At 67.8% G+C, this 22,053-nt stretch carries 22 protein-coding genes; 11 read left to right on the forward strand and 11 right to left on the reverse strand.

The window, feature by feature from the left end:
• The first annotated feature begins 61 nt into the window (after positions 1 to 61).
• The 5 genes from ACFYY6_RS14250 to ACFYY6_RS14270 all read left to right on the forward strand — a co-directional run bounded on the left by ACFYY6_RS14250 (position 62) and on the right by ACFYY6_RS14270 (position 3,935).
• Positions 62 to 862: an ABC transporter permease gene (locus ACFYY6_RS14250; protein ID WP_389193245.1), complete on the forward strand. Its 801-nt coding sequence runs from the start codon at positions 62 to 64 to the stop codon at positions 860 to 862.
• Entirely contained in the window at positions 855 to 1,724 is an 870-nt protein-coding gene (locus ACFYY6_RS14255; protein WP_351626652.1) for an ABC transporter permease, read from the forward strand. Before ACFYY6_RS14250 ends, ACFYY6_RS14255 begins: the two co-directional genes overlap by 8 nt.
• 244 nt (positions 1,725 to 1,968) lie before the next feature.
• On the forward strand, positions 1,969 to 2,130 hold the full coding sequence (locus tag ACFYY6_RS14260; RefSeq protein WP_351626650.1) for a hypothetical protein: 162 nt from the start codon (positions 1,969 to 1,971) through the stop codon (positions 2,128 to 2,130).
• An 83-nt stretch (positions 2,131 to 2,213) separates the two neighbouring features.
• Positions 2,214 to 3,191: an ATP-binding cassette domain-containing protein gene (locus ACFYY6_RS14265; RefSeq protein WP_389193385.1), complete on the forward strand. Its 978-nt coding sequence runs from the start codon at positions 2,214 to 2,216 to the stop codon at positions 3,189 to 3,191.
• 54 nt (positions 3,192 to 3,245) lie between these two features.
• On the forward strand, positions 3,246 to 3,935 hold the full coding sequence (locus ACFYY6_RS14270; RefSeq protein WP_351516742.1) for a DUF1707 domain-containing protein: 690 nt from the start codon (positions 3,246 to 3,248) through the stop codon (positions 3,933 to 3,935).
• Between the two features lie 131 nt (positions 3,936 to 4,066).
• Here the strand turns inward: ACFYY6_RS14270 and ACFYY6_RS14275 are convergent, their stop codons facing one another.
• A complete protein-coding gene (locus ACFYY6_RS14275; protein WP_389193248.1) occupies positions 4,067 to 5,521 on the reverse strand; it encodes an SGNH/GDSL hydrolase family protein in 1,455 nt (484 codons plus the stop codon).
• A 143-nt stretch (positions 5,522 to 5,664) separates the two neighbouring features.
• On the opposite strand from ACFYY6_RS14275, the gene ACFYY6_RS14280 reads away from it, so the two are divergent.
• Positions 5,665 to 7,080 (forward strand): DUF445 domain-containing protein, encoded by a 1,416-nt coding sequence (locus ACFYY6_RS14280; protein WP_386607646.1) that lies wholly within the window; start codon positions 5,665 to 5,667, stop codon positions 7,078 to 7,080.
• 269 nt (positions 7,081 to 7,349) lie between these two features.
• On the opposite strand, the gene ACFYY6_RS14285 is transcribed toward ACFYY6_RS14280, so the two are convergent.
• The gene (locus ACFYY6_RS14285) at positions 7,350 to 7,658 is read right to left on the reverse strand and encodes a hypothetical protein (RefSeq protein ID WP_351516727.1); all 309 of its coding nucleotides are present in this window, start codon (positions 7,656 to 7,658) and stop codon (positions 7,350 to 7,352) included.
• 117 nt (positions 7,659 to 7,775) lie between these two features.
• On the opposite strand from ACFYY6_RS14285, the gene ACFYY6_RS14290 reads away from it, so the two are divergent.
• Positions 7,776 to 8,489 (forward strand): TetR family transcriptional regulator, encoded by a 714-nt coding sequence (locus ACFYY6_RS14290; protein WP_389193251.1) that lies wholly within the window; start codon positions 7,776 to 7,778, stop codon positions 8,487 to 8,489.
• A 29-nt stretch (positions 8,490 to 8,518) separates the two neighbouring features.
• Positions 8,519 to 9,082: a hypothetical protein gene (locus ACFYY6_RS14295; RefSeq protein WP_389193254.1), complete on the forward strand. Its 564-nt coding sequence runs from the start codon at positions 8,519 to 8,521 to the stop codon at positions 9,080 to 9,082.
• A 120-nt stretch (positions 9,083 to 9,202) separates the two neighbouring features.
• Here the strand turns inward: ACFYY6_RS14295 and ACFYY6_RS14300 are convergent, their stop codons facing one another.
• The 5 genes from ACFYY6_RS14300 to ACFYY6_RS14320 all read right to left on the reverse strand — a co-directional run bounded on the left by ACFYY6_RS14300 (position 9,203) and on the right by ACFYY6_RS14320 (position 14,294).
• Complete coding sequence (locus ACFYY6_RS14300) at positions 9,203 to 9,826, reverse strand: hypothetical protein (protein ID WP_351516730.1); 624 nt, start codon at positions 9,824 to 9,826, stop codon at positions 9,203 to 9,205.
• A gap of 380 nt (positions 9,827 to 10,206) precedes the next feature.
• Complete coding sequence (locus tag ACFYY6_RS14305) at positions 10,207 to 11,232, reverse strand: hypothetical protein (protein WP_389193257.1); 1,026 nt, start codon at positions 11,230 to 11,232, stop codon at positions 10,207 to 10,209.
• Between the two features lie 384 nt (positions 11,233 to 11,616).
• A complete protein-coding gene (locus tag ACFYY6_RS14310; RefSeq protein ID WP_351626636.1) occupies positions 11,617 to 12,246 on the reverse strand; it encodes a DinB family protein in 630 nt (209 codons plus the stop codon).
• Positions 12,247 to 12,649: 403 nt separating this feature from the next.
• Positions 12,650 to 13,879, reverse strand: coding sequence for an MFS transporter (locus ACFYY6_RS14315; protein ID WP_389193260.1), 1,230 nt, complete (start codon positions 13,877 to 13,879; stop codon positions 12,650 to 12,652).
• Positions 13,880 to 13,982: 103 nt separating this feature from the next.
• Positions 13,983 to 14,294, reverse strand: coding sequence for a helix-turn-helix transcriptional regulator (locus ACFYY6_RS14320; protein WP_351525186.1), 312 nt, complete (start codon positions 14,292 to 14,294; stop codon positions 13,983 to 13,985).
• A 236-nt stretch (positions 14,295 to 14,530) separates the two neighbouring features.
• Between ACFYY6_RS14320 and ACFYY6_RS14325 the strand changes: the two genes are divergently transcribed.
• A complete protein-coding gene (locus ACFYY6_RS14325; RefSeq protein WP_386607653.1) occupies positions 14,531 to 15,292 on the forward strand; it encodes an LPXTG cell wall anchor domain-containing protein in 762 nt (253 codons plus the stop codon).
• 163 nt (positions 15,293 to 15,455) lie between these two features.
• Here ACFYY6_RS14325 and ACFYY6_RS14330 read toward each other — a convergent pair whose 3' ends face one another.
• From ACFYY6_RS14330 to ACFYY6_RS14340, 3 genes are all read right to left on the reverse strand, one after another.
• Entirely contained in the window at positions 15,456 to 15,644 is a 189-nt protein-coding gene (locus ACFYY6_RS14330; RefSeq protein WP_351525184.1) for a DUF397 domain-containing protein, read from the reverse strand.
• Between the two features lie 84 nt (positions 15,645 to 15,728).
• Positions 15,729 to 15,920, reverse strand: coding sequence for a DUF397 domain-containing protein (locus ACFYY6_RS14335; RefSeq protein ID WP_351525183.1), 192 nt, complete (start codon positions 15,918 to 15,920; stop codon positions 15,729 to 15,731).
• Entirely contained in the window at positions 15,917 to 16,765 is an 849-nt protein-coding gene (locus ACFYY6_RS14340) for a helix-turn-helix transcriptional regulator (protein ID WP_351525182.1), read from the reverse strand. The genes ACFYY6_RS14335 and ACFYY6_RS14340 overlap by 4 nt, the downstream gene beginning before the upstream one ends.
• Before the next feature lie 224 nt (positions 16,766 to 16,989).
• Here ACFYY6_RS14340 and ACFYY6_RS14345 point away from each other — a divergent pair, with 224 nt between their 5' ends.
• Together ACFYY6_RS14345 and ACFYY6_RS14350 are read left to right on the forward strand one after the other, a co-directional pair.
• Positions 16,990 to 17,610, forward strand: a complete 621-nt coding sequence (locus tag ACFYY6_RS14345; RefSeq protein ID WP_351525181.1) for an ATP-binding protein — start codon at positions 16,990 to 16,992, stop codon at positions 17,608 to 17,610.
• Positions 17,611 to 17,932: 322 nt separating this feature from the next.
• Positions 17,933 to 18,907 (forward strand): YDG/SRA domain-containing protein, encoded by a 975-nt coding sequence (locus tag ACFYY6_RS14350; RefSeq protein ID WP_351626620.1) that lies wholly within the window; start codon positions 17,933 to 17,935, stop codon positions 18,905 to 18,907.
• A 5-nt stretch (positions 18,908 to 18,912) separates the two neighbouring features.
• Here the strand turns inward: ACFYY6_RS14350 and ACFYY6_RS14355 are convergent, their stop codons facing one another.
• Positions 18,913 to 22,053, reverse strand: coding sequence for a DUF3427 domain-containing protein (locus ACFYY6_RS14355; RefSeq protein ID WP_389193267.1), 3,141 nt, complete (start codon positions 22,051 to 22,053; stop codon positions 18,913 to 18,915).

The following is a 22,053-nucleotide window of genomic DNA, read 5'->3' on the forward strand; positions in this document are numbered from 1 at the left end:
CTAATGTCATGCGCTTTGGTGCCTGACGGCGGCTCGGCACCCGGGTGACGGGAGCGATGAGGTGCGGTTGTACGCGGTGGTGGCGGCGGGCGGCTTCCGGCGCTACGCCACATATCGGACCGCCACGGCGGCGGGAGTGTTCACCAACACCGTCTTCGGTTTCATCATGACGTACACCTACGTGGCCCTGTGGGACGAGCGTCCGCGGCTCGGCGGTTACGACATGCCCCAGGCGCTCACCTACGTATGGCTGGGGCAGGCACTGCTGATGACCTGCGCCATGATGGGCGGCGGCTTCGAGGACGAACTGATCGAGCGCATCCGGACGGGTGATGTGGCGGTCGATCTCTACCGTCCTGCGGACCTCCAACTGTGGTGGCTGGCGGGCGACTTGGGGCGCGCGGCCTTCCATCTGCTGGGCCGTGGGGTGGCGCCGATGCTGTTGGGTTCGCTCGCCTTCGAACTCGCTCTGCCGACCTCGCCGGCGGTCTGGTCGGCCTTTCTGGTCTCGGTGGCGCTCGGTGTCGTCGTCAGTTTCGCGATCCGCTATCTGGTGGCGCTCTCCGCGTTCTGGCTGCTGGACGGGGCGGGGGTGTCGCAGATGACGTCCCTGGCCGGGCTGTTCTTCTCCGGGATGCTGCTGCCGCTGACGCTGTTTCCCGGGGTGCTGGGCGAGGTGGCTCGGGTGTTGCCGTGGTCGTCACTGCTCCAGGTGCCGGCCGATGTGCTCCTCGGTAAACACACGGGGTGGGGGCTGGTGGAGGCGTACGCGTTCCAGGGCGGCTGGGCGCTGGCGCTGCTGCTGGCGGGACGGCTGCTGCAGTCGGTGGCGACGCGGAGGGTGGTGGTCCAGGGTGGCTGAGACGACAGGGAGGGCCGGGGCGGACCGGCCCCCGGTGGTGTTCGTCGAGCGGTCGCGGTTCGTCGAGGGGGTCCGGGCGTACGGGCTGATCGCGACGATGTGGCTGCGCTCGACCATGGCGTACCGGGCCTCGTTCGCGATGACGGCGTTCGGGAACTTCGCCGTGACGGCCTTCGACTTCGTCGCGATCATGCTGATGTTCTCGCACGTCGACGCGCTGGGCGGATACTCGCTGCCGGAGATCGCCCTGCTGTACGGGGCCTCGGGCACCGCGTTCGGTCTCGCCGACCTGGTCATGGGCTCGATGGACCGGCTGGGGCGGCGGGTGCGCGACGGCACGCTGGACACGCTGCTGGTGCGGCCGGTGCCGGTGCTGGCCCAGGTCGCGGCGGACCGGTTCGCGCTGCGCAGGCTGGGGCGCATCACGCAGGGCGTGCTGGTCCTCGGGTACGCGCTGGTGGTGCTGGACATCGAGTGGACACCGCTGAAGGTGGCGGTGGTCCCGCTGATGCTGCTGAGCGGTGCGGCGATCTTCGCGGCGGTGTTCGTGGCCGGGGCGGCGTTCCAGTTCGTCGCGCAGGACGCCTCCGAGGTGCAGAACTCCTTCACGTACGGCGGGAACACACTGCTTCAGTACCCGCCGTCGATCTTCGCGAAGGATCTGGTGCGCGGGGTGACGTTCGTGGTGCCGCTGGCGTTCGTGAACTGGCTGCCCGCGTTGTACGTACTGGGCCGGGAGTATCCGCTGGGGCTGCCGGAGTGGGTGGCGTTCCTGCCTCCGGCGGTGGCCGCCCTGTGCTGGGCGGGCGCGGGCCTGGCCTGGCGCAAGGGCCTGCGCGCGTACCGCAGCACGGGCAGCTGACCGGGCTGCGTGGCGGGGACGGCACGAGGTGCGAGGGGACGAGGGACGAAGGGAGCGGGAGGACGTAGGCCGAGAGGTGTGAGACAGGAGCGGTACGGGGCGGACGCGGGCGCAGCCGCAAGGGCCGGGACCGGGACACGGACAGGAACAGGGGCATCGGAGATGGACGCAGAGGCGGAGGCGGAGGCCCGAGTGGGGATGGCTGCGGGGGAGGGCACCCGTGCGAGGGAAAGGGGCCGTTCCGGTGGCACTGTCGGCGCCGGGGCCGGTGGAGGAGCCGGTGCGAAGGCCGGTGAAGGAGCTGGCGGGCAGGTCGGTGGAGGCGTCGGCGGGCAGGCCGGTGAAGGAGCTGGCGGGCAGGCCGGTGGAGGCGTCGGCGGGCAGGCCGGTGGAGGAGTGGGTGTGAAGGCCGCTGTGAAGGCCCCCGGAAATGCCACCGCCGAGGTCGCTGGAAAGTCCGGCGCCGAGAGCGGTGGAGAGGCCGACTTCATCGTGCTCGACAACGTCGAGAAGGTCTTCGACGTGCGCCGCAGGACCGGTTTCCTGCGGCGTGAGCGTCGACAGGTGCGGGCGGTCGATTCGATCAGCTTCCGTGTCCCGCGCGGCGAGATGGTCGGGTACATCGGCCCGAACGGCGCCGGCAAGTCGACCACGATCAAGATGCTGACCGGCATCCTCACCCCGAGCGGCGGCCGGCTGCGGGTGGCGGGCATCGACCCGTCCAGGGAGCGCACGAGGCTGGCGCACCGGATCGGTGTGGTGTTCGGCCAGCGCACCACGCTGTGGTGGGACCTGCCGCTGCGCGACTCGTACCGGCTGATGCACCGGATGTACCGGATCTCGGACGCCCGCTACCGCGAGAACCTGGACCGGTGCGTCGAACTCCTCGATCTGGGCGAGCTGTTGGACGTTCCTGTACGGCAGCTGTCATTGGGGCAGCGGATGCGTGGCGACATCGCGGCGGCCCTGCTGCACGATCCCGAGGTGCTGTACCTGGACGAACCGACGATCGGTCTCGACGTCGTCTCCAAGTCCAAGGTGCGTGGCTTTCTGCGGGACCTGAACGCGGAACGCGGTACGACGGTGCTGCTGACCACGCACGATCTGACCGACATCGAGCAGCTCTGCAAGCGCGTGATGGTGATCGACCATGGTCGGCTGATGTATGACGGCGCGCTGGCCGGGCTGCACGAGGTGGGGCGGAGCGAGCGGATGCTGGTGGTCGATCTGGAGCGTGAACTCCCGCCCATCCGGCTGGAGTCGGCGCCCTTCGTGCGTACGGTGAAGGTGGAGGGGCCGCGTCAGTGGCTGTCCTTCCCGGCCTCGGAGTCGGCCGCGCCACTGGTCGCCCGCATCGCCGCGGACCATCCGCTGGTCGATCTCTCGGTGCGGGAGCCCGACATCGAGGCGGTGATCGCGAAGATGTACGCGTCGGCCGACGGCGTCCGGGCGCATGTGGATCGGTGACGGAACCACGCGGGGTTCAATAGGCTGCGCGGTATGACGAGTGAGCTTCCTGAAATGCGTGCCTCCGACGCCGAGCGTGAGCGCATCGCCGAGACCCTGCGCGAGGCGGTGGCCGAGGGGCGGCTGGAGATGGAGGAGTTCGAGCAGCGGCTCGACGCGACCTACAAGGCGCGTACGCATGGGGAGTTGGCACCGCTCGTCCGGGATCTCCCGGCACCCGGCACCCATGTGCGCCCAGTGGGTCAGGCCCCTGCGGCGACCGGTTCGGAGCTGCGCTGGGCGGACCGGATCGGCAAGTCGGCCACGTCGAGCGGCGGGTTCGCCTTCTGGGGCGGGTTCGGCCGCCGGGGCAACTGGACGGTGGGCCGGAAATTCACCGGCTTCGCGATGTGGGGCGGCGGTGACATCGATCTGCGTGAGGCGAACTTCGAGGACCGCGAGGTGGTCATCCGCTGTTTCACGATCATGGGCGGCATCCATGTGACGGTTCCGCCGGAGCTGAACGTCGAGGTCAGAGGCATCGGCATCATGGGTGGCTTCGGGGAGAGCTCGAAGGACGAGGGCGTCCCGTCGCCGGACGCGCCTCGCGTGCGGATCACCGGGTTCGCGCTGATGGGCGGTGTCGGCGTGGAACGCAAGAGAAGCAAGGCGGAGAGACAGCGGCTCAAGGAGGCGGAGCGGGAGCGGGAGCTGGGGCGCGGGCGCGGACGGCTGGAGAAGGGCGAGGGGCGGGACGGCCTTTAGACCTTCCCGGGTTCCTTCGGGCTCCTTCAAGTCCCTTCGATCCTGTTCGATCCTGTCAGGCCCTCCTCGGGTCGCGTCGAGCGCGTTGTGGCCGAGTCATAGCCGCAGAGGCGGGACGGACCGCCCCGGCGTCAGAACCGGCCGCCGACGGGCTGCTGCCGGTGCGGGCGCCCCGCCGGGCCGGTCGAGCCCGCCGAGCCCGCCGGGTCCGTCGGGCCCATGAGGCTCACTGGATCCACCGACGAGCCCAGGCGCCGGTAGCCCGCGTCGTTCAGGTGGAGGTGGTCGCCGGAGTCGTAGGCGGGCAGCAGCCGGGTCGGACGGTGCGGGTCGCGGGCCATCGCGTCGAAGTCGAGGACCGCGTCGAAGACCCCGCCCGCCCGGATCAGCTCGTTGACCCGTTCCCGTACGGCGTTCCGCGCGGGCGTCCACGTGCGGTACCCCTCGTACGGCATCAGCGTGGCTCCGACGACCCGTAGTCCGCGTGCGTGGGCGCGCAGGGTCAGGGAACGCAGGGCGTCCGCGATCCGTCGCGGGTCGGTCTCCTGCGGGTGCTTCTGCACGTCGTTGATGCCGAGGGCGATGACCACCGCCCGTATCCCGGCGATGTCCAGTGCGTCGCGGTCGAAGCGGGCGCTCGCCCGTATGCCGGTGCCGTCGCGCAGCACGCGGTTGCCCGCGATGCCCGCGTTGACCACCCCGTACCGGCCGCGCAGCCGGTCGGCGAGCACGTCGGGCCAGCGGCTGTTCGTATCGAGTGCGGAGCCGGTGCCGGCGGTGAGGGAGTCGCCGATGACCGCGATGGTTCCGGTGGCGGTCGTGGCGCGTACGTCGACGGTGGTGAGGTAGCGCCAGTCGGTCGTGGGCCGGACACCCGTGGCGTCCTCCACGTACGACGTCTGGTGACTGCGGGGGTGCGCGGTCACCGGGCCCTCGGCGGCGGGGGTGCGCAGGGTGACGACGAGGTCGGAGTCGGCGGCGACCGGGACGACGACCGGATCGCTGACGACCTGTCCGCCCGCGGCGACCGTCACGGCGGTGGCGCCGCGGAACGTCACGGGGCGGGTGTCGACCGCGGCGTGGTCCACGACCAGCGGACGCGTACCGAAGAGGTTGGACACGGTGATGCGCGCCGCGTCTCCGCCGATGCTGGTGTGCACGATGTTGTGGATGGTGCGCCGGGCCGGGGCGCCGCCGGGGTACGTGTCGTCCACCCCGGCCGTGGGGGCCGCCGACCAGGTGGCGAGCCAGCGGCCGGTGGAACGGGCGGGCGCGGCCGGTACGGCCGAGGAGACGGGCGCGGAGGGTGCGGCCGGCAAAACCGGTGCGGCCGGGGGAACGGATGCGGCGGGGGCGGGGACCACGGGCCCGGCGATCGGCCGCGGGTACGGATGCGTACCACCGGTGGCCGGGCCGGAGCGCGGAACGGAGCCGACGGACGACGGGGATCCGGAGGACGACAGGCGACCCGCGAGCGACGGGGAACCGGGGAACAGCAGGGGGCCGGCCAACGCCGCCCCGGCGGCGAGTGCGGCGGTGGCGGCGACGAGGGCGATGAGCGGGGCACATCCCCGGAGCCTGGGCATGGACGGTGTTTCTCCTCGTACGTGTCGGGCTGGTCCCATGATGAAGCAGGCGCCGGGAACTCCACGTGCGGCGCGGGAGTAGGACAGACAGGCACAATGCGTACGGACACCGGGGGGTGATGCGTATGCGGACGGGTGGAGCGATGGAACGGACCGACGACGGAACCGGCGGGGCGGACGGGACGGGAGGGACCGGCGGCCCCGGGGATCGGGGCGCGGGGCGTCCGGGGCGTGCCCCGGAGCGGGTGATGGGTGCGGCCCGTCGCGGACCGGGCGGCCGTCCGGCCCCGCTCGCCTCGTTCGCGTACACCGCGGCCGACGAGGAGAAGCGGCGCGGTGTGCGCCGGATGAAGGCCACGGCCACAGGCCTCCTGCTGCTGGTCGCGCTGGTGTACGTGCTCGCCACCTGGGCGGGGCACGTGGGGGTGAGCGGCTGGCCGGGCTATGTCGCCGCGGCGGCCGAGGCGGGGATGGTGGGCGCCCTGGCCGACTGGTTCGCCGTGACGGCGTTGTTCAAGCGTCCGATGGGCCTGCCGATCCCGCACACCGCGATCATTCCCACCAAGAAGGACCAGCTCGGGCAGTCGCTGGGGTCCTTCGTCGGCGAGAACTTCCTCTCCGGCGACGTGGTGCGCAGCCGTATACACGCCCTCGGTATCGGCAGCCGGCTCGGCTTCTGGCTGGCCGAGCCCGCCCACGCCGACCGGGTCACCGCCGAGCTGGCGACCGCGCTGCGCGGTGCGCTGACGGTGCTGCGCGACTCCGATGTGCAGGCCGTGGTGGGCGAGGCGATCACCCGGCGGGCGAACGCGGCGGAGATCGCCCCCGGGCTCGGCAAGATGCTGGAGAAGGTCGTCGCCGACGGCGGTCATCGCCGAGTGGTGGACCTGATCTGCGTACGGGCCCACGACTGGCTGGTGCTGCACGGCGACTCGGTGATGGAGGCGGTGCAGGGAGGGGCGCCGGGCTGGACCCCGCGCTTCGTCGACAAGCGGGTGGGGGAGCGCGTCTACAAGGAGCTGCTGCGTTTCGTCACGGAGATGCGGGACATGCCGGGGCATCCGGCGCGCGCCTCGATCGACACCTTCCTCACCGACTTCGCGGCCGACCTCCGGACGGACTCGGAAACCCGGGCGCGGGTGGAGCGGCTGAAGTCGGAGATCCTGGGGCGCGGCGAGGTGCAGGAGGTCATCGCGTCGGCCTGGGCGTCGGTCCGCGCGATGATCATCACTGCGGCGGACGACGAGCAGAGCGAACTGCGGCTGCGGGCGCGGGCCTCGCTGCTGACGTTCGGCGCGCGGCTGGCGACGGACGAGCGGATGCAGGCCAAGCTGGAGGGCTGGCTGGAGGACGCGGCGGTCTACGTGGTGACGACGTACCGCGCGGAGATCACCTCGCTGATCAGTGACACGGTCGCGAGCTGGGACGCGGAGCAGACGTCGAAGAAGATCGAGGCGCACATCGGCCGTGACCTGCAGTTCATCCGCATCAACGGCACGGTGGTGGGTGCGCTGGCGGGGCTGCTGATCCATACGGTGACGCGGGTGCTGGGGGCATAGCCCGGCGGCGTCCTGGGCGGCGGTCGGTTGGTCGGCGGCGGACCACGGCGGGGCGCGGAACGCGATCCCGGGGGTGCACGACGGGCGGGCCGGGTGCGCCGGTCGGCCCAGGCGGGCCGGGGCGGGGCGGCTGAAGGGGCCCGGCGATGCCCGGCCCCCGGGGTGTATACCGCTTCGGCGTACCGGTTGGGCGGCCGGGCCGTACCGTTTGATTCCGGCCGACCCGTGCCGCCCGCGGACCGACCGGGGCGCGTCGCTTCCGGACGGCTTCAGCCGGAGCAGCGGCAGCGAGTGACCGCCCACGACGCCGCGGCCATGCCGCCCGCCACCGCGAAGACGGACGGCCAGGCGCCGATCTTCTTGGCCAGCGGGTGCGAACCGGCGAACGCGGCGACATAGGCGGCGGTCAGTCCGGTGGCCGCGCGCGACCCGGCCTGCCGGTTCCACTCGTACGCGGCGACGCTGCCCGCGGCGGCGAGCGCGACCCCGCCCAGCGGACGCTTCCCGGTCCACCGTGCGACCGCATACCCGCCGATCAGCCCGCTCGCCGCCACCGCCGCTGCCGGAACCTTCGCCATCGCAGCCACCTTCGCCTTCTCATCCGTGTCGTCCGGGCCGTCGGCCCGGGACTTCGAGGCTAACGCGGTCCGAGGAGATCCGGTCGCCGAGGGGGTGCACAGGCGTTTACCCTGGGGGTGAACAGATCTCTTGCATCGGAGCCGGTCGTGGGCGCGGCCGATCCGGGCACGACGCCCGCCGATCCGGGTGCGGCTCCCACGGGCCGTGGTACGTCCTTCGCCGATCCGGGCACGGCTCTCAAGACCTCCCGTACATCCTCCGCCGACCCGGGCACCGGACGGGACGCGATCCTGCGCGCCGCCCGCCGGGCGTTCACCCAGCGCCCGTACGCCGATGTCACCATCAGGGGCATCGCCGCCGACGCCAGGGTGAGCCCGTCCCTGGTCGTGAAGCACTTCGGCCGCAAGGAAGAACTCTTCAACACCGTCGCCGACTTCGGCCCCGCGGCGGCGGAACTCCTCGCCGCGCCGCTCGGCACGCTGGGCCACCACATGGTGCTGACGCTGGTGAGCTGTCGCCGGGAGAAGCAGTCCGACCCCCTGCTGCGCGTCGTCTTCTCGCTCGGCAATCGCGACGAACGCTCCTTGCTCCGCGACCGTTTCCACGAACAGGTCACCGACGCACTCACCGCCCGTCTCCACGGCCCCGAGGCCGCGCTGCGCGCCGAACTGATCGCCGGCCACCTCCTCGGCCTCGGCGCCACCCTCAGCCTCCACCGCGAGGGAGCGGGCGCCCGTGCCACGCCCGAGCACATCGCGGACCTGTACGCGCCCGCGCTCCAGGCGCTCATCACGGGACGAGCGGCCGACGGCACGGGCCCGGGAAGGTAGGGTCCGGGGACAACCGGATGAGGGGCCTCGTGTTCATCCGTACGCGTGCCCGTGCCCGAGCCGCCACGGTGGCCGTGGCCGTCACCGCCGTGCTGCTCGGGGCATTCCTGACCGGCTGCGCCGGGACGCGGACTTCGCAGGAGCCGAGGGACGGCATCGCCGCCGAGTCGCCGTCCGCGAGCGCCGCGGTGGCGGGAGGTACGGCCGACGACGCCGAACCGTCGAACGACGCCGTGGGCGGCACGGGGTCCGCCGACGCGGCCGGGGCCGCAGGGAACAGGCCGGAGGCGGTACGCGACGCCTTCGCGGGCCTCCAGGCCACGCTGAACGACACCTGCGTGCCCGGATCGTCGGGCTGTGCCTACTTCCTGGGCCGCGTCAACGACGAACTCGCGCGCTTGGACAAGGCGATGAAGGCGGACTCGAAGGGCCCCGGCCACTTCAAGGAACCACTGGCGTGGATCGACGCCCTGCGCGGCACACTGAAGGGCGACGCCTCCACGGAGAACCTGGAGAAGCGCCGCTCCGAACTGCTCGGCACCCGCGACCGCATCAACACCTGGATGCAGGGCCACCCGGAGGACTACCGCTGAGACCCCCGGCATCCGTCGGCGGCACCCGGCCCGGACCTGGCCCGGACTCGGCCCTTGCCCGGCCCGAACCTCGAACCGGAACCCGAAACCCGGAAGCGGCCCCGACGCCCCTCGGGCGCTTCACCAGCCGTCGACTTCGGGCGGCCGGAAAGCGAGCACGACGGAGATGGTCGAGAAGAACATGACGAAGACCGCGCAGACGATCTGCCAGACGAGGTGGAAGACGTCCGGGCCGGGCCTGGGGCCGAGGGCGGGACGAACCTTGTGCTGCGGGTCGATGGTGATCAGATACCGCTGACCGACTTCCAACTCCTGTCCCACGGTGGACAGTTTGCGTTGACGCGGATTCCCCGGATAGGAAACGTCGTACGTGTGCGTGGTCACGCCGTCCCCGTCGGTCAGGGAGGACACGTCCCGTATGACGCCGTAGACCTCCTGACCCCGGTCGTGCAGGGCGTTGGATGAGAGGTACTGCATGTGCTGGGCGCAGAAGAACATGCTCGCTATCGCGGCCAGCAGTCCCCACGAGGCGCCGACTCCGGTACCCGCGCGTGCGAGGCCCACGGCGCAGCCCACGGCGATGCCGCACACCGGCAGCAGCAGCATCTTGACCAGGCTGTCCGTGGTGTGGAGGAAGCGGCCGAGCAGCGTGAACAACCACAGGGTGACCAGTCCGGCGGCGATCCCGAGCGTGATTCCCGCGCACATCCGACCGCTGGGAACCCTCACCCGGAGCTGTCGCATCGATACCCTCCCCGCATTCGCCGATCCGACCCGACCCGACCCGACCCGACCCGGTCGGGTCCGGTCGGGCCCTGTCCTGTCCGGTCCGGGTACGTGGTCCGGACCCGGACCGATCCGTACGGCCTTCCGTGACCCACGGCCACGATGACCACGGACCATGGACTCACGACTTCTGCGGGGAGTCCAGGGCTTTCCACCGTGCCACGTGCTGCCCACACGTCACACACCGCGCTCGCCCTCGTCACGGACCCGGAGAACGGGCGTGACGAGGGCGAGCGCGGTGCAGGGTTCTCCCGGGACTTGCGGGCTTCCGGCTTTTGAGGTTCCCGGATTTCCGAAGGCGCGCGGGAGAAGGACCGGTTGGTGAACCAGCCGACTGCTCAGTTGGCGGGAGCCTGGTAGAGACCCCGGCCGGCGCGGCGGGCGCGGGAGGTGGCGACGAGCCGGTCGAGGGTGCTGCGCACGGTGTTGATGCTGCCGGGGGTGAGTTCACGCCCCAGGGCCTTCGTGACCTCGCGAGCGCGGACGGGGGTGTCGCCGAACGTGGCCAGCACCTTGATGGCCATCTCGGTGAGGCCGCCGTTGTCGTCGGCGGCCGGCGCGGGAGCCGCGGTCTTCTTCGACGCCTTGGCCCTGGTCGGCTTGGCGTCCTTGATTTCCTTGGTGTCCTTTGCCGCCTTGGCGGCAACGGAGCCCTTGGCGGAAGCAGAACCCTTGGCAGGGGCGGAAACCTTGGCGGAAGCCGTCGTCTTGCTCGCTCCGACCGTCTTGGCCGCGGAAGCCGACTTGGCGGTCTTGGAACCCGCGGCCCTGGAACCGGTGGCCTTCTTGGCCGTCTGCGCGCGCTCGTTCTTCGGCTTGGCCGCCGCCTGCTTGCGCCCCTTGGTCGCGGCCGCCTTACGGGCGGTGCGTCGTGCGGGTGCGGCGGCCGGAGCCGCCTCCTGCTCCGGCGCGGTTTCCGTGGGCTCCTCCTCCGGAACCTCCGCCTGCGCCTGCGACTCCTGCGACTCCTGCGAGTCCTGGGGATCCTGCGGGGCCTGTGCGGGGGCGACGGCGTCGATGGACTCCTGCGCCTGCTGCGGAATCAGAGGAGCGGCAGCACTCGCCGGTGCCTCGTCCGCCCCGTCGGTCGCACCGACCTCGGCGACGTCCGCGGCTTCGGCGTTCTCCTGCTCCGAGGCGGCCGTGGATTCGATCGCCCGCGGCGCCGCGCCCGAAGACGGGAGGGCGGTGGAGGACAGCGCGCGCAGCGCCGTCAGTGCGGTGCGCACCGACTCCAGCCGCCCGGTGACGGCGGCGAGTTCGTTCTGCAGGTTCTGCTGGTGCTGCTCCAGACGGGGAAGTTCCGCCTGCAACAGGGAAGTTGTGGCATCGATGGTGTCATGTGTACTGGTCTCGGGGGTCATATTGTCGCCCTTCTTCTCCCGGCCGACTGTTGGTGACTGATGTGGTGCAGCGTAAGGGGCGTTGTGTTGTGGCCGGAAATCGACGTTCGGTACAAACTGTCGGGCGCCCACCTCCGCGTTGACGGCCAGTCTCCTGAATTCCACCGCCGTGCGCCCAGGAGCCGGCCACGAGCCACTCGTTCGGCCGCATGGCGACCCCCGAGGCGGCGCCATACGGGGACCCTTGCGCACATGTCGTTACGCGAAGAGATACGGGCCCGGAGCGAGGCTTCGTGCCTCGCTCCGGGCCCGTACCGGGCGGGCGCTCCCCGCCCCGGCGTCTGCTGCCGACCCGTACCGCGTGCGTGTACCGCTCGCGCGTACCGCTGTCAGGTACGCCCGCGGTCAGTCGCCTCCCGTTCCGCCGTCGTTGGCACCGCCGTCGTCCGTACCCCTGCCGTCGACACCGTCTCCGTCTCCATCCGCACGGTTGCCGCGCGCGGCGGCCTCGACCATGTGCGTCGTGGTGCTGGCACCGTCCAACGCCTCGCGGATGATGTCGGCGTGCCCGCAGTGGTGCGCGATCTCCCGGAAGACGTGCAGCAGCACATGCCGAACGGTCCAGGTGATCGGCTCCGGCGCCCACGGATATGACGGGAGCGTCAGGACCCGGTCGAGATCGGGCTCCTGCCGCACGGTGCGATCGAACTCCGCTGCCGTCGCGTGGAAGGCGTCGAGCAGCCCGGCCAGGGTCTCGTTCCCGGTCATGCGGTTGCGGTCGGGGTCCAGCTCGTCCTGGCCGACCTCCGCGGGCGCCGTGCCGTCGATCACCGCGAGCCAGGTGCGCTGCATCTCGACGAGGTGCTTGACCAGACCGCCGAGCGTCAACTCGCTGACCGTGGTGGCGAGAGCGGCCTGTGGCTCCGTGATGCCCGTGAGCGTGTAGAGGAAGTTGCCGCGTTGATCCGCCACGATGGCCAGCAGGTCCTCCCGCTCCCCGTCGCGTACGTCCGCGCCACCCGTTGCCGTTCCCATGAGACATCGCCTTTCGGTCGGCTCCTGGCCGCCCACCCTAACGACCTCGTCCACGATGGGCAGTGGAGGAAGGAGCGGCGTCTGAGGCCTTCGAATCCAAGGCGGAGGAGGGAGTCGGATGGGGTCTCCCCTGCTCGAACGCAGCTGAGAGCTTGGGGAAGGAGCGTCGGGGACTGACGACAACGCCGGAGGCGGAGGTCCCAGACACCGCGACGCCGCTGACAATCGTGGACGAGGCCGTAAGGGCTGTCCCGTAATCCGTGGCGGGCGCACGACGACGGCTACGGCACCTCGCCGCGTTGTCGGAACGTCCACATACATCGAGTATGCGGACGTCCCTCCGCCTTACGATGCACCGCATCCGACGCCGCGCGCTGATCCACCAGGGATTACGGGACAGCCCTTAGGAGCTCTCGCGGGAGGCCGCGCGGACCTCTCCGAGCACCGGCCCGGCAGGGTCGGGCGGCGCGGGGACACGCCGCGCACCGATCCGGTCCATGCCCAGCCGCAGCCCCATCACCAGCACGGCGGCGACCGCGAACACGGCCCCGGCCCAGGTGAGCCGGCGGGTTCCGTAGTCGCTCATGACCCATCCGCCGACGGCGGTTCCGACGGTGATGCCCAGGTTCGAGAACGAGATGAAGAGGCTGTTGCCGAACTCCGGGGCGTCGGTGGCGTCGCGCCCCAGCCAGCTCTGACTCACCACGAGCCCGCCCGAATGCACCGCGCCCCAGACGAGCACGGCCACCACCATCGGCGCGAACGACGGACCGACCACGTACAGCAGCACGTACACGGCCAGACACAACACCGGATAGGCGACCGCGGTGCCTATGAGGCTGCGCCGCAGCAAGGCGCCGAAGGCGAAGTTCCCGGCGATCATCACGATGCCGAACGCCATCAGCATGGCACTGACCCACGTGCCGTCCATGTGCGTGACCTGTCCCAGGTACTCGGCGAAGTAGCCGTAGACCGAGAACATCGCCGCGAAGACGAGTACGACGGACACGATCGTCAGCCACGTACGTGATCGCCCGAGGATGCCCAACTGGGCCCCGTACGACATCCGTCGGCCGACGGGCATGGCCGGGACGAACCGCAGGATGCCGAGGAAGGCGGCCAGATTGACGAGCGCAGCGAACCAGAACGCCGAGGCCAGGGACACATGCTCGGCGAGATACGAACTGAGCGGCACACCGAAGGCGAATCCGACGGTCACCCCGCCGAACACGGTCGTCGTGGCCCGGGTCGCGTCCTCGGCGGGCACCATCCGCGCGGCGGTGGCCAGCGCGACGGCGAAGAACACCGGGTGGAAGAGGGCGGGGACGATACGGAAGGCCAGCATCACCTCGTACTGCGAGGTGATCGCGTAGACAGCGTTCGACACGGCGAACACCGCGATCGCCGCGGCCAGCACCTTCTTGCGGTCGACACCGGAGGCCAGCAGCGTCGTGAACGGCCCGGACACCGCGATGACCAGGGCGAACACCCCCACCAGCCATCCCGCCGCGGACGGCGCGACGCCGAGCTCGGCCGAGACCTGGGGGAGCACGCCGACCATGCCCATCTCGGTGGTGATGATCCCGAACACGCCCAGGGCGAGCACCAGGACGGTGAGGGAGGTCCTCTTCATCGCGACCCTTCATCAAATCTAGAAAAGTGGATATGTCCGACCGTGCGGCAGTCGGCGGTGCGCACCGCCCCCGGTCAGGCCGGGAGCGAGGGGGTGCAGGGTCCTACAGGGCGTCCCGGACGTGTGCGGCGAACTCCGTGATCACGGCCTCGTTGCGCCGGTAGTACGTCCACTTGCCGATGCGCTCCGAGGCGAGCAGCCCCGCGTCCTTGAGCGTCTGCAGGTAGCCGGACACGACGGACTGTGCCAGCCCGGAGCGCTTCTGGATGTCGCCCACGCACACCCCGATGTGGAAGCCGAGCCCCTGCTGCCGGTAGGAGCCCTCGTCGAAGTACTTCTCCGGCTCCTTCAGCCACTGCATGAACTGCAGTCGCGCGGGGTTGGCGAGCGCCTTGTGCACGGCCAGGGGGTCCATCGCGTTCGCCTCTCCATCCGCCAGACGGTACGCATCTAACTTTCCCGATATGTGGGGGGTGAGTCAAACCGTCGGAATCGGCCAGGGGTTGGCCTGAATCGTTATGGGGAACTTATGGGGTGAGTTTCACTCTGTGTGACAGATGTGGTCAGAAGGTCTTTGACGGGTGTGTGTTGCCGAAGGAAGGTGACGCAGTCCCCCCACGGTAGCCATCCCTTTCAACCGTTGGATTTCTCATGCGCACAGTTGCTTCCGCATGCACGCTTACGGCTGCCACCACGGCAGCCCTGCTGCTTGCCCCTACGGCATACGCCACCGCCCCCGGCGACAACGGCACCGTGAAGATCCACGATGCCGCGACCGGTGAGGAGCTCCGCAAGAACGAGCCTCACGTGTGCACCTTCTACCTCGACGCCTTCGGCTTCGACGCCGACCAGGACGTCGACTGGCGCATCGAAGCCTGGCCGCCCACCGCCAAGGTCAAGGGCGAGATCGTGAAGACCGGGTCTCTGGCGCTCGACGCCAAGGGCCACGGCCGTTCGCCGGACCAGTCCCTGCCCGACGGCCACTACAAGCTGTTCTGGAACTTCGACGGCGAGCACGGCAAGGCCAAGCACAAGGTCTTCTGGGTCGACTGCGAGGACAAGGGGAACCCCGGGGACGGCGGGTCCGTCACCCCGCCCTCCCCGTCGGCGACCCCCGGCGAGCCGAGCCCCGAGGGCCCGTCGGCGTCCCCGTCCACCGGTGAGCCCGGCTCCGTCGCCCCGTCCACCCCGCCCGCCCCGTCCGGCTCGACGCAGCCGACCGCGTCGCCCGCCACGTCCGCCCCTGAGGGGTCGGCCGAGAAGCCCTCGTCCTCCCCGTCCGCCGGGGCCGAAGGCGACCTCGCCGAGACCGGCACCGGCGCGCCGGTCGGCCTGCTCTCCGCAGCGGCTGCCGCGCTCGTCGCAGCCGGCGGTTTCCTGGTGATCCGCCGCCGCAAGGCCCAGCAGCACTGACGCACCCGCGTGGCCCCGCGCCACGTGGTCGCTGAGCCTGTCTCACACCCTCTGCCCGTGGTCAGCTCCATGTCTGACCACGGGCTTTGGGTTTTCCGGGTGCGCGGCGCCTCGTGCTTGTGCCGGGGGCGGTGAGCATCTTCAACCGCCCGGGCGGGTTCCTTCACTCAGGTTGTTGCAGGACCCGGAGAAACTCGGCCCAGGTGCTTCTCCGGACGGTGACTCGTGGTTCTTCTGGGCGCTTCGAATCGCGTACACCAATGACGCCTGCGAGGTCGGCCACCTCGACGCACTCGGTTCCGCTTCCGCCGCTGTACGACGACTTGAACCAGTGTGCCCGTTCGTGATCCATCACAGCTCCCCGCAGGCTTGACTCAGGAGCGCGGCAGGCAAGTTGATGCCCCACGGCTGCGTGTGCAGGTACTCGAATGCCGGCCTATTGGGCGCGCAGAGAGGTGATGAACCGTGCCCACGAGCCGTGACGTACCGCAATATGAGACCCGCTGGGCCACTTGGAGTCCCGTATGCCGACCATCGAGTGCAAGTCCGCGACCTCGACACATTCGCCGCCGGCGCCGTTGCTGTAACTGCTCCTCCGCCACTGGACCGCTATGGGAGGCTGGTTCATTGTGCGTGCTCCTTCATGACGGAACGGATCAGCGCCACTGATCTCTGCGGGCTCAAGGAAAGTGCCCTGAGGTGGTCGAACGCCCGCGTGTAGACGCTGACGTCTGCCGGGAGCTCCAAGTAGATCGAGTCCGTGAGGCCCTCTCGGTACACCAGGTCGGGGTCTTCCTGCTCGGGGAATCCGAGCACGGTGAAGGGCCCGGTGGTGGGGTATGCGCCAGCATCGTACGGCAGTACCTGAACCGTCACATTCCTCAACTTCGCCATTTCCAGCATACGTTCGAGCTGAGTGACCATGACCTTCCGATTGCCCATCACATGCATGAGCGCGCTCTGGTGGATCACGGCCCAGAAGTCGGGTCCCTTCGGTTCCAGTAGGAGCTGTTGACGGCGCATGCGTACGTCGACGAGCCGTTGGATCTCGTCGTGGGGGAGACCTGGCGTGACACGGCTCATCTCGGTGGCGTACTCGGCGGTCTGAAGTAGACCGGGCACGAACTCGCCCTGGTAGGTACGCATGCTGCACGCCGCTTGTTCCAGGCCTACGTAGACCGAGAACCAGGCAGGAATCGCGTTGCCGTGAGCGTGCCACCAGCCCTTGGTCTTGGAATCCTTCGCAAGAGAGCGCAGTAGGTCGCGCATGTCGTCAGGGGTGCCGTAGAAGCGGCAGAGCGCGTCCACGTCCGAAGGCTGCACACGCCCCTGGCCGGTCTCCAGGCGATTGACCTTGGAGCCGCTCCAATCGAGCTCCTTGCCGACCTGGTTGCAGGTCAGACCGCTTTCTTCGCGAAGCTTCTTCAGCTCGATCGCGAGACGTCGGCGGCGGGCTGTGGGTGAACCGGCCACGTCAATACCTCTTCCAATAGCGGGGGTTACATCCCATCGGAAGCGTCCGTGATCGCCAATCACCCTATGGAGGGAATCTCTCCGTGCACATTGCATATCGGGATATGAGGTTGGCATTCTCTCAGTCGTGACAACTGTGAGTCATGACATCTCGCGCACGGTGAGGTGTGGCAATCCGGTCGTGTGAAAGGCGTGTGCTCGTGGTGGACGGAAGCGGCGGTTGCATGACACGGAAGCCTTGGGAACTGCCGTTCCTGGCAGAGCCTGAAGAGGTTGCCGGACTGAGGCGCCTCCTGCGACTGCACCTGCGGTTGTGGGGTCTGTCCGACGTGGCAGACGCCGCCGAGGTCTGCGTGAGCGAGCTCGTGACGAATGTGATCAGGCATGTCGGTGCGGGTACGCCGAGCACGCTCGTGGTCGAGATGAACGGCACATGCCTCCGGGTCGCGCTTCGCGACCCGGACACGCAGGCCCTGCCCTCATTGCTGTCCGCTGGCCCGAACGACGAGTCGGGGCGTGGACTGGCGATGCTGGAAGCCGTGTCGGAACGGTGGGGCGTGATTCTAGGAGCGGAGTCCAAGCTGGTCTGGTGCGACCTGGCCACGCCCCTGGTGTCGCCTGGCGGTCACATCGATGATCCGAGGGTCGTCAAGAGCGAAGCATGCCTGACGCTCTATGCGGGCGGCGCGGCGGCGGGGAACATCGGGATGGGGCGAGTAGGTGTCGTGTTCCGGAAGGAGGTGGCGATCGACCTCATCGGCGACCTTCTTCACTGGCTTCGCGCGCATGGATACGACCCGGACGACGCTTTGGATCGTGCTCAGGCGCATTTCGAGGCGAGTTGACGATGGAACTGGCGTTGCGTTCTGGCTCGGCGACTGCTGGGCCGGAACGCGCGTCATCCCTCGCCTTGGGTCGAGGTAGCGGCACTTTGCTGGAAACTGGGGAGCGCTTCACGGGAAATGGTGAGCGTGCTGCCCGGCTGAGAGGCAGCTCCTGAACGTCGAAGCGCCCGAGGTGGCCCCGCTCCTGGTCGCGCGCAGGCCCGCTGGTTCATCCGGTAGCCGGTGGTCGATTTTAGGCCAAGAATGGGATGGATCAGGTCACTTGGTACTGTGTGCTGGCGTGATTGGGTACACGTGATCGAATTTTCGCAAGCATGCTCACATGGTTGCGTACAGAGCTTTCTTCGGGCATGTGGATGGGTGTCTTCCGGGCGCCCATTTTGAATCCAGGCAAGCTGTTAAGGAGGCCAAGCTCCACAAGGAACGTGAGGCGGGAATCTCCTGGGGGCTTGACGCGGAGGGGGAACGAGCTGCTGATGCAATCGTGCTTAATCAGGGCTATGACGATGATGTCGACAAATGGGATGAAGTTATCTATACGGGTGCTGGGGGTCGGGATCGTAACACTGGTCGCCAGGTAGAGGACCAGACATGGGGGAACCGGGGGAACGCCGCCCTTCGGAGGAGTCGAATATCGGGTAACCCCATACGGGTTATCCGTGGTAGTGAAGGCGAACGGGACTACTCGCCTGTCAGCGGGTACCGGTACGACGGCCTTTATCAGGTCGTTGGTGACTGGACGGAAGCCGGTAGGGCAGGTTTTCGGATCTGTCGATTTAGGTTGTGTCGCCTCCCTGTTGGGAGGCAGGAAATCACGTCTCTAGAGCAGCAGGTTCGAGACCTTATCGCTGGGCAAGGGCATAGTGACGTTGTCGAGAATGATGCTGATGAGCCCGAGCGGGCTACGCGCCGCAAAGCGATCACGGTCGAGCGTATTGTCCGGGACACGGCTGTTGTGCGTCGGGTCAAGGAGTGGCACAGGTATGCGTGTCAGGTCTGCGGTCTGGCGCTCACGGTCGGGGCAGATGGTAAAAGCTACGCCGAGGGGGCGCACATACAAGCACTTGGGGGTTCAGACGGGGGCCCCGACATCGAAGCGAATGTTCTGTGTCTATGCCCTAATTGTCATGTGAGGCTCGACCGTGGCGCCCTTTACCTGACCGATAATCTCCATGTGGTAGATCGCTATGCCAGTGGTCCGGCCTCGCGGCCAGTTCCGCTGAGGACCGTAGAGCAGCATCGCATTGGAGAACGTTTCCTCCGGGCCCATCGTCGGTTCTGGCGTATAAGTGATTGAGGATGCTAACCCGCAGCGATCGCTGAGTACGTCCAGACGTCAGCTGGCATCTCGTGGAGCAGATTCCAGAGGATCCCCATGGGCTTGCTTCCCTTGTGTTCAACGTATTCGGCGGGCCCCAGGAACATCCAAGGCTGGGGTCCGCCGATGTCCGTCTTCTTGTAGCGGCGGACGAAGAGGAGGATGTGGCTTCCTTTCTCCTTGTGAGTCCGGTAGCGGATGCCAGTGGGGGATGTTTCTGACGTCTGGTTCTGAGATTCCCAGTGGAACAAGGACTCGTTCCGCGCGTAGTCCTTGTAGCGAGTCTCTGGAGAAAAGTCCTTCTCATCCTTTTCGAGGGTGATGAGTAGTGCGTCGGTCTGTATGTTCTCGCACCACTTCACACCTTCGCGGAAGTGCCCTGGCATGAAGCCGCCGATGGAGGACTGTCCCAGGGCCGGAAGGATCTCTTCCCGGCTGTACGAGGCGTGAATTGTCAGAGGGAGGTCTGCCTGCTTGCCCAGCAGCGGCACGGGCACATGGTCGGCCTGCTTCAAGACGTGGGCGAGGACCTGGCACAGCTCATCGCGGAAGGCGTGCTGAGAGCGAAGGGTGTCGAAGCCCTCCTGGTAGCTACTGAAGCCGCCGCCCAACGGCCACAGTGAGAAGAAGAACATGCGGGCATAGGCCTGCTCTTGCTCGCTGAGCTCTTCATATGTGGGGGCATCGTCGGAAAGGATCCTGCTGTACGCCGTGACTCGGGTTGGGTCATCGACGTGGAGAAACGCCGATACGCGCTTCAGTAGCGGTGCTTCCCCTTCGGGGCCTGACTGAGAAAGAAGCTTGGCTCGGCGAAGTAGGCCTGTCCAGGAGTTTCCGTTGCCCCGATAGAGCTCCTTGAGTTCTCGACCGCTCTCCTTCAGGTAGTCAGCAAGGCGAGGTTCGGCGTACGCGGCGACCTCGCGAGCGAGCTGGGTGACATTGACACTGATCTGGCTCCGAATATTGTCAATGATCAGTTCCTTTGCCTTCGACTCAAGGATGATCTGGCAGCCTGACGGCAGCTGGGGGAAATCCTGCTCGATGTTGGCTAGCAGGCGATTACGCGTGAGGTTGGTCAGTGCGCGGAACTGCTCCTCGAAGCGGAACTCCTTGCGGTGCTGGCCGATGAAGTCCAGGACAGTGAGAACGGCCTTGCCCTCGGTTCGGCGCAGGCCTCGTCCCAGCTGCTGGAGGAACACGGTGGCGCTGGACGTGGGGCGCAGGAGGAGCAAGGTGTCGACGTCCGGGATGTCGAGCCCCTCATTGAACTGGTCCACAGAGAAGACGATCTGGAGCGTGCCTGCCTTGAGCTGATCCAGGGCTTCCTTGCGCTCATGGCGTGAGGTTTCGCCGGACAGAGCAACGGCATTGAGGCCCGCTCGCCGGAAGAATTCGGCCATGAAGGCTGCATGTGCAACTGACACGCAGAAGCCCAATGCGCGCATTGAGGCAGGGTCAGCAACCTTATCCCTTACAGCCTGCACGACGAGCCTGGCTCGTGCATCATTGCCGGTGAAGAGGTTACTCAAGGCTGCGGTGTCGTACGCCCCTCGTTTCCAAGTGATGGCACTCATGTCGGTGTTGTCGGTGACACCGAAGTAATGGAAGGGAGTGAGTAGATCGTTTTCTAGAGCCTCCCAGAGACGCATCTCTGCTGCGATCCGGCCGTCAAAGAACTCATCCTGGATGTTGAGTCCATCCATGCGTTCCGGGGTAGCGGTGAGTCCTAGCAATTCCTTGGGCTCGAAGTGATCAAGAATCCTGCGGTACGTGGGGGATGTACCGTGATGAAATTCGTCGATCACAATGACGTCGAAATGGTTCGGGGTAAAGCGATCCAGTGCATGTGAGTTGAGCGACTGGACACTGGCGAACACATGCGCCCAATTGTCGGGAATCTCGCCGTCAACGAAGAGCTCGCCGAAGTTCGCGTCAATCAGTACGTTCTGGTAGACGCGCCGAGACTGCTCAAGGATCTCTTTGCGATGGGCGACGAAGAGCAGTCGGGGGTCGCGGTCAAACGTCGGGCGCAGGCGCTTGAAGTCCAGCGCTGCCATCACCGTCTTGCCAGTGCCAGTCGCCGCAACGAGGAGGTTATGGTTCCGGCCGTGGACGGTGCGCTCGACTTCGAGGCGTTCCAACATGTCGCGTTGATGCGGATAGGGGCGAACTTCGAGACCAGAGAGTGTGATGGTGGTGCGATCGTTCCGGCTGGATCCGCCTGCCTGAGACAGTGCATCGTCGAGTCTCTGCGCGTCGTTGTCGGGGTCGTACGGCTCGAAGGAGCGCTCACTCCAGTACGCGTCGAATGTCGCCTCGAACTTGCGTAGAACGGATGGTGTGGCAACCGACGACAGCCGAACGTTCCATTCGAGCCCGTCGAGAAGCGCCGCCTTGGACAGGTTGGAGCTACCTACATACGCCGTGTCGAATCCGCTGTCGCGACGGAAGAGCCAGGCTTTGGCATGCAGTCGTGTCGAGCGAAGCTCGTAGTTGACCTTCACCTTGGCTCCGAACTCGCGAATCAGACGATCCAGCGCCCGACGCTCCGTGGCTCCTATGTAGGTCGTTGTCAGCACACGGATGGGTACGCCCCGGTCGCGTGCAGAGGAGAGCGATTTTTCTAGGACTCGTAGTCCGTGCCACTTCACAAAGGCGCAGAGGAGGTCAACGCTGTCTGCCGTGGCCAACTCGGCACGCAATTCAAATCCCAGGCTTGGGTCGTCGGGCGAGTTGGTGATCAGTGCCGTCTCGGAGAGAGGTGTTGCTGGCCGGATCGCGTAGACGCCAGGAGCCTCTTGTTCTGCCACGGCAAGCAGTTGTCGGGGGCCCTCTGTGACGAGGTCAGCCCACTCGGTCGCGCCGTCGATAGTGTTGAGCGAATCCAGGATGTGGTTGGCGGCGGCCACTTGCTCCGCAGGTGAGAGCCCCTGGAGGGCCTGTCGCACGACGTTTCCGATGTGCCGTGACAACACATAGGGCACAGATTCAGCGCCGACCACCCCATCGATGGACTGCCAGACGGTTGAGTCGAGCTGCTTCATGCGTTCTTCGAGGCGATGGGTGATCAGTGTCTCGTAGAGCCCAGCAACCGGGGCCGTGTTGCGTGCAAAGTCGTTGGGCAT

Origin of the sequence: Streptomyces sp. NPDC001750 (assembly GCF_042892615.1) — a bacterium.
Lineage (GTDB): Bacteria > Actinomycetota > Actinomycetes > Streptomycetales > Streptomycetaceae > Streptomyces.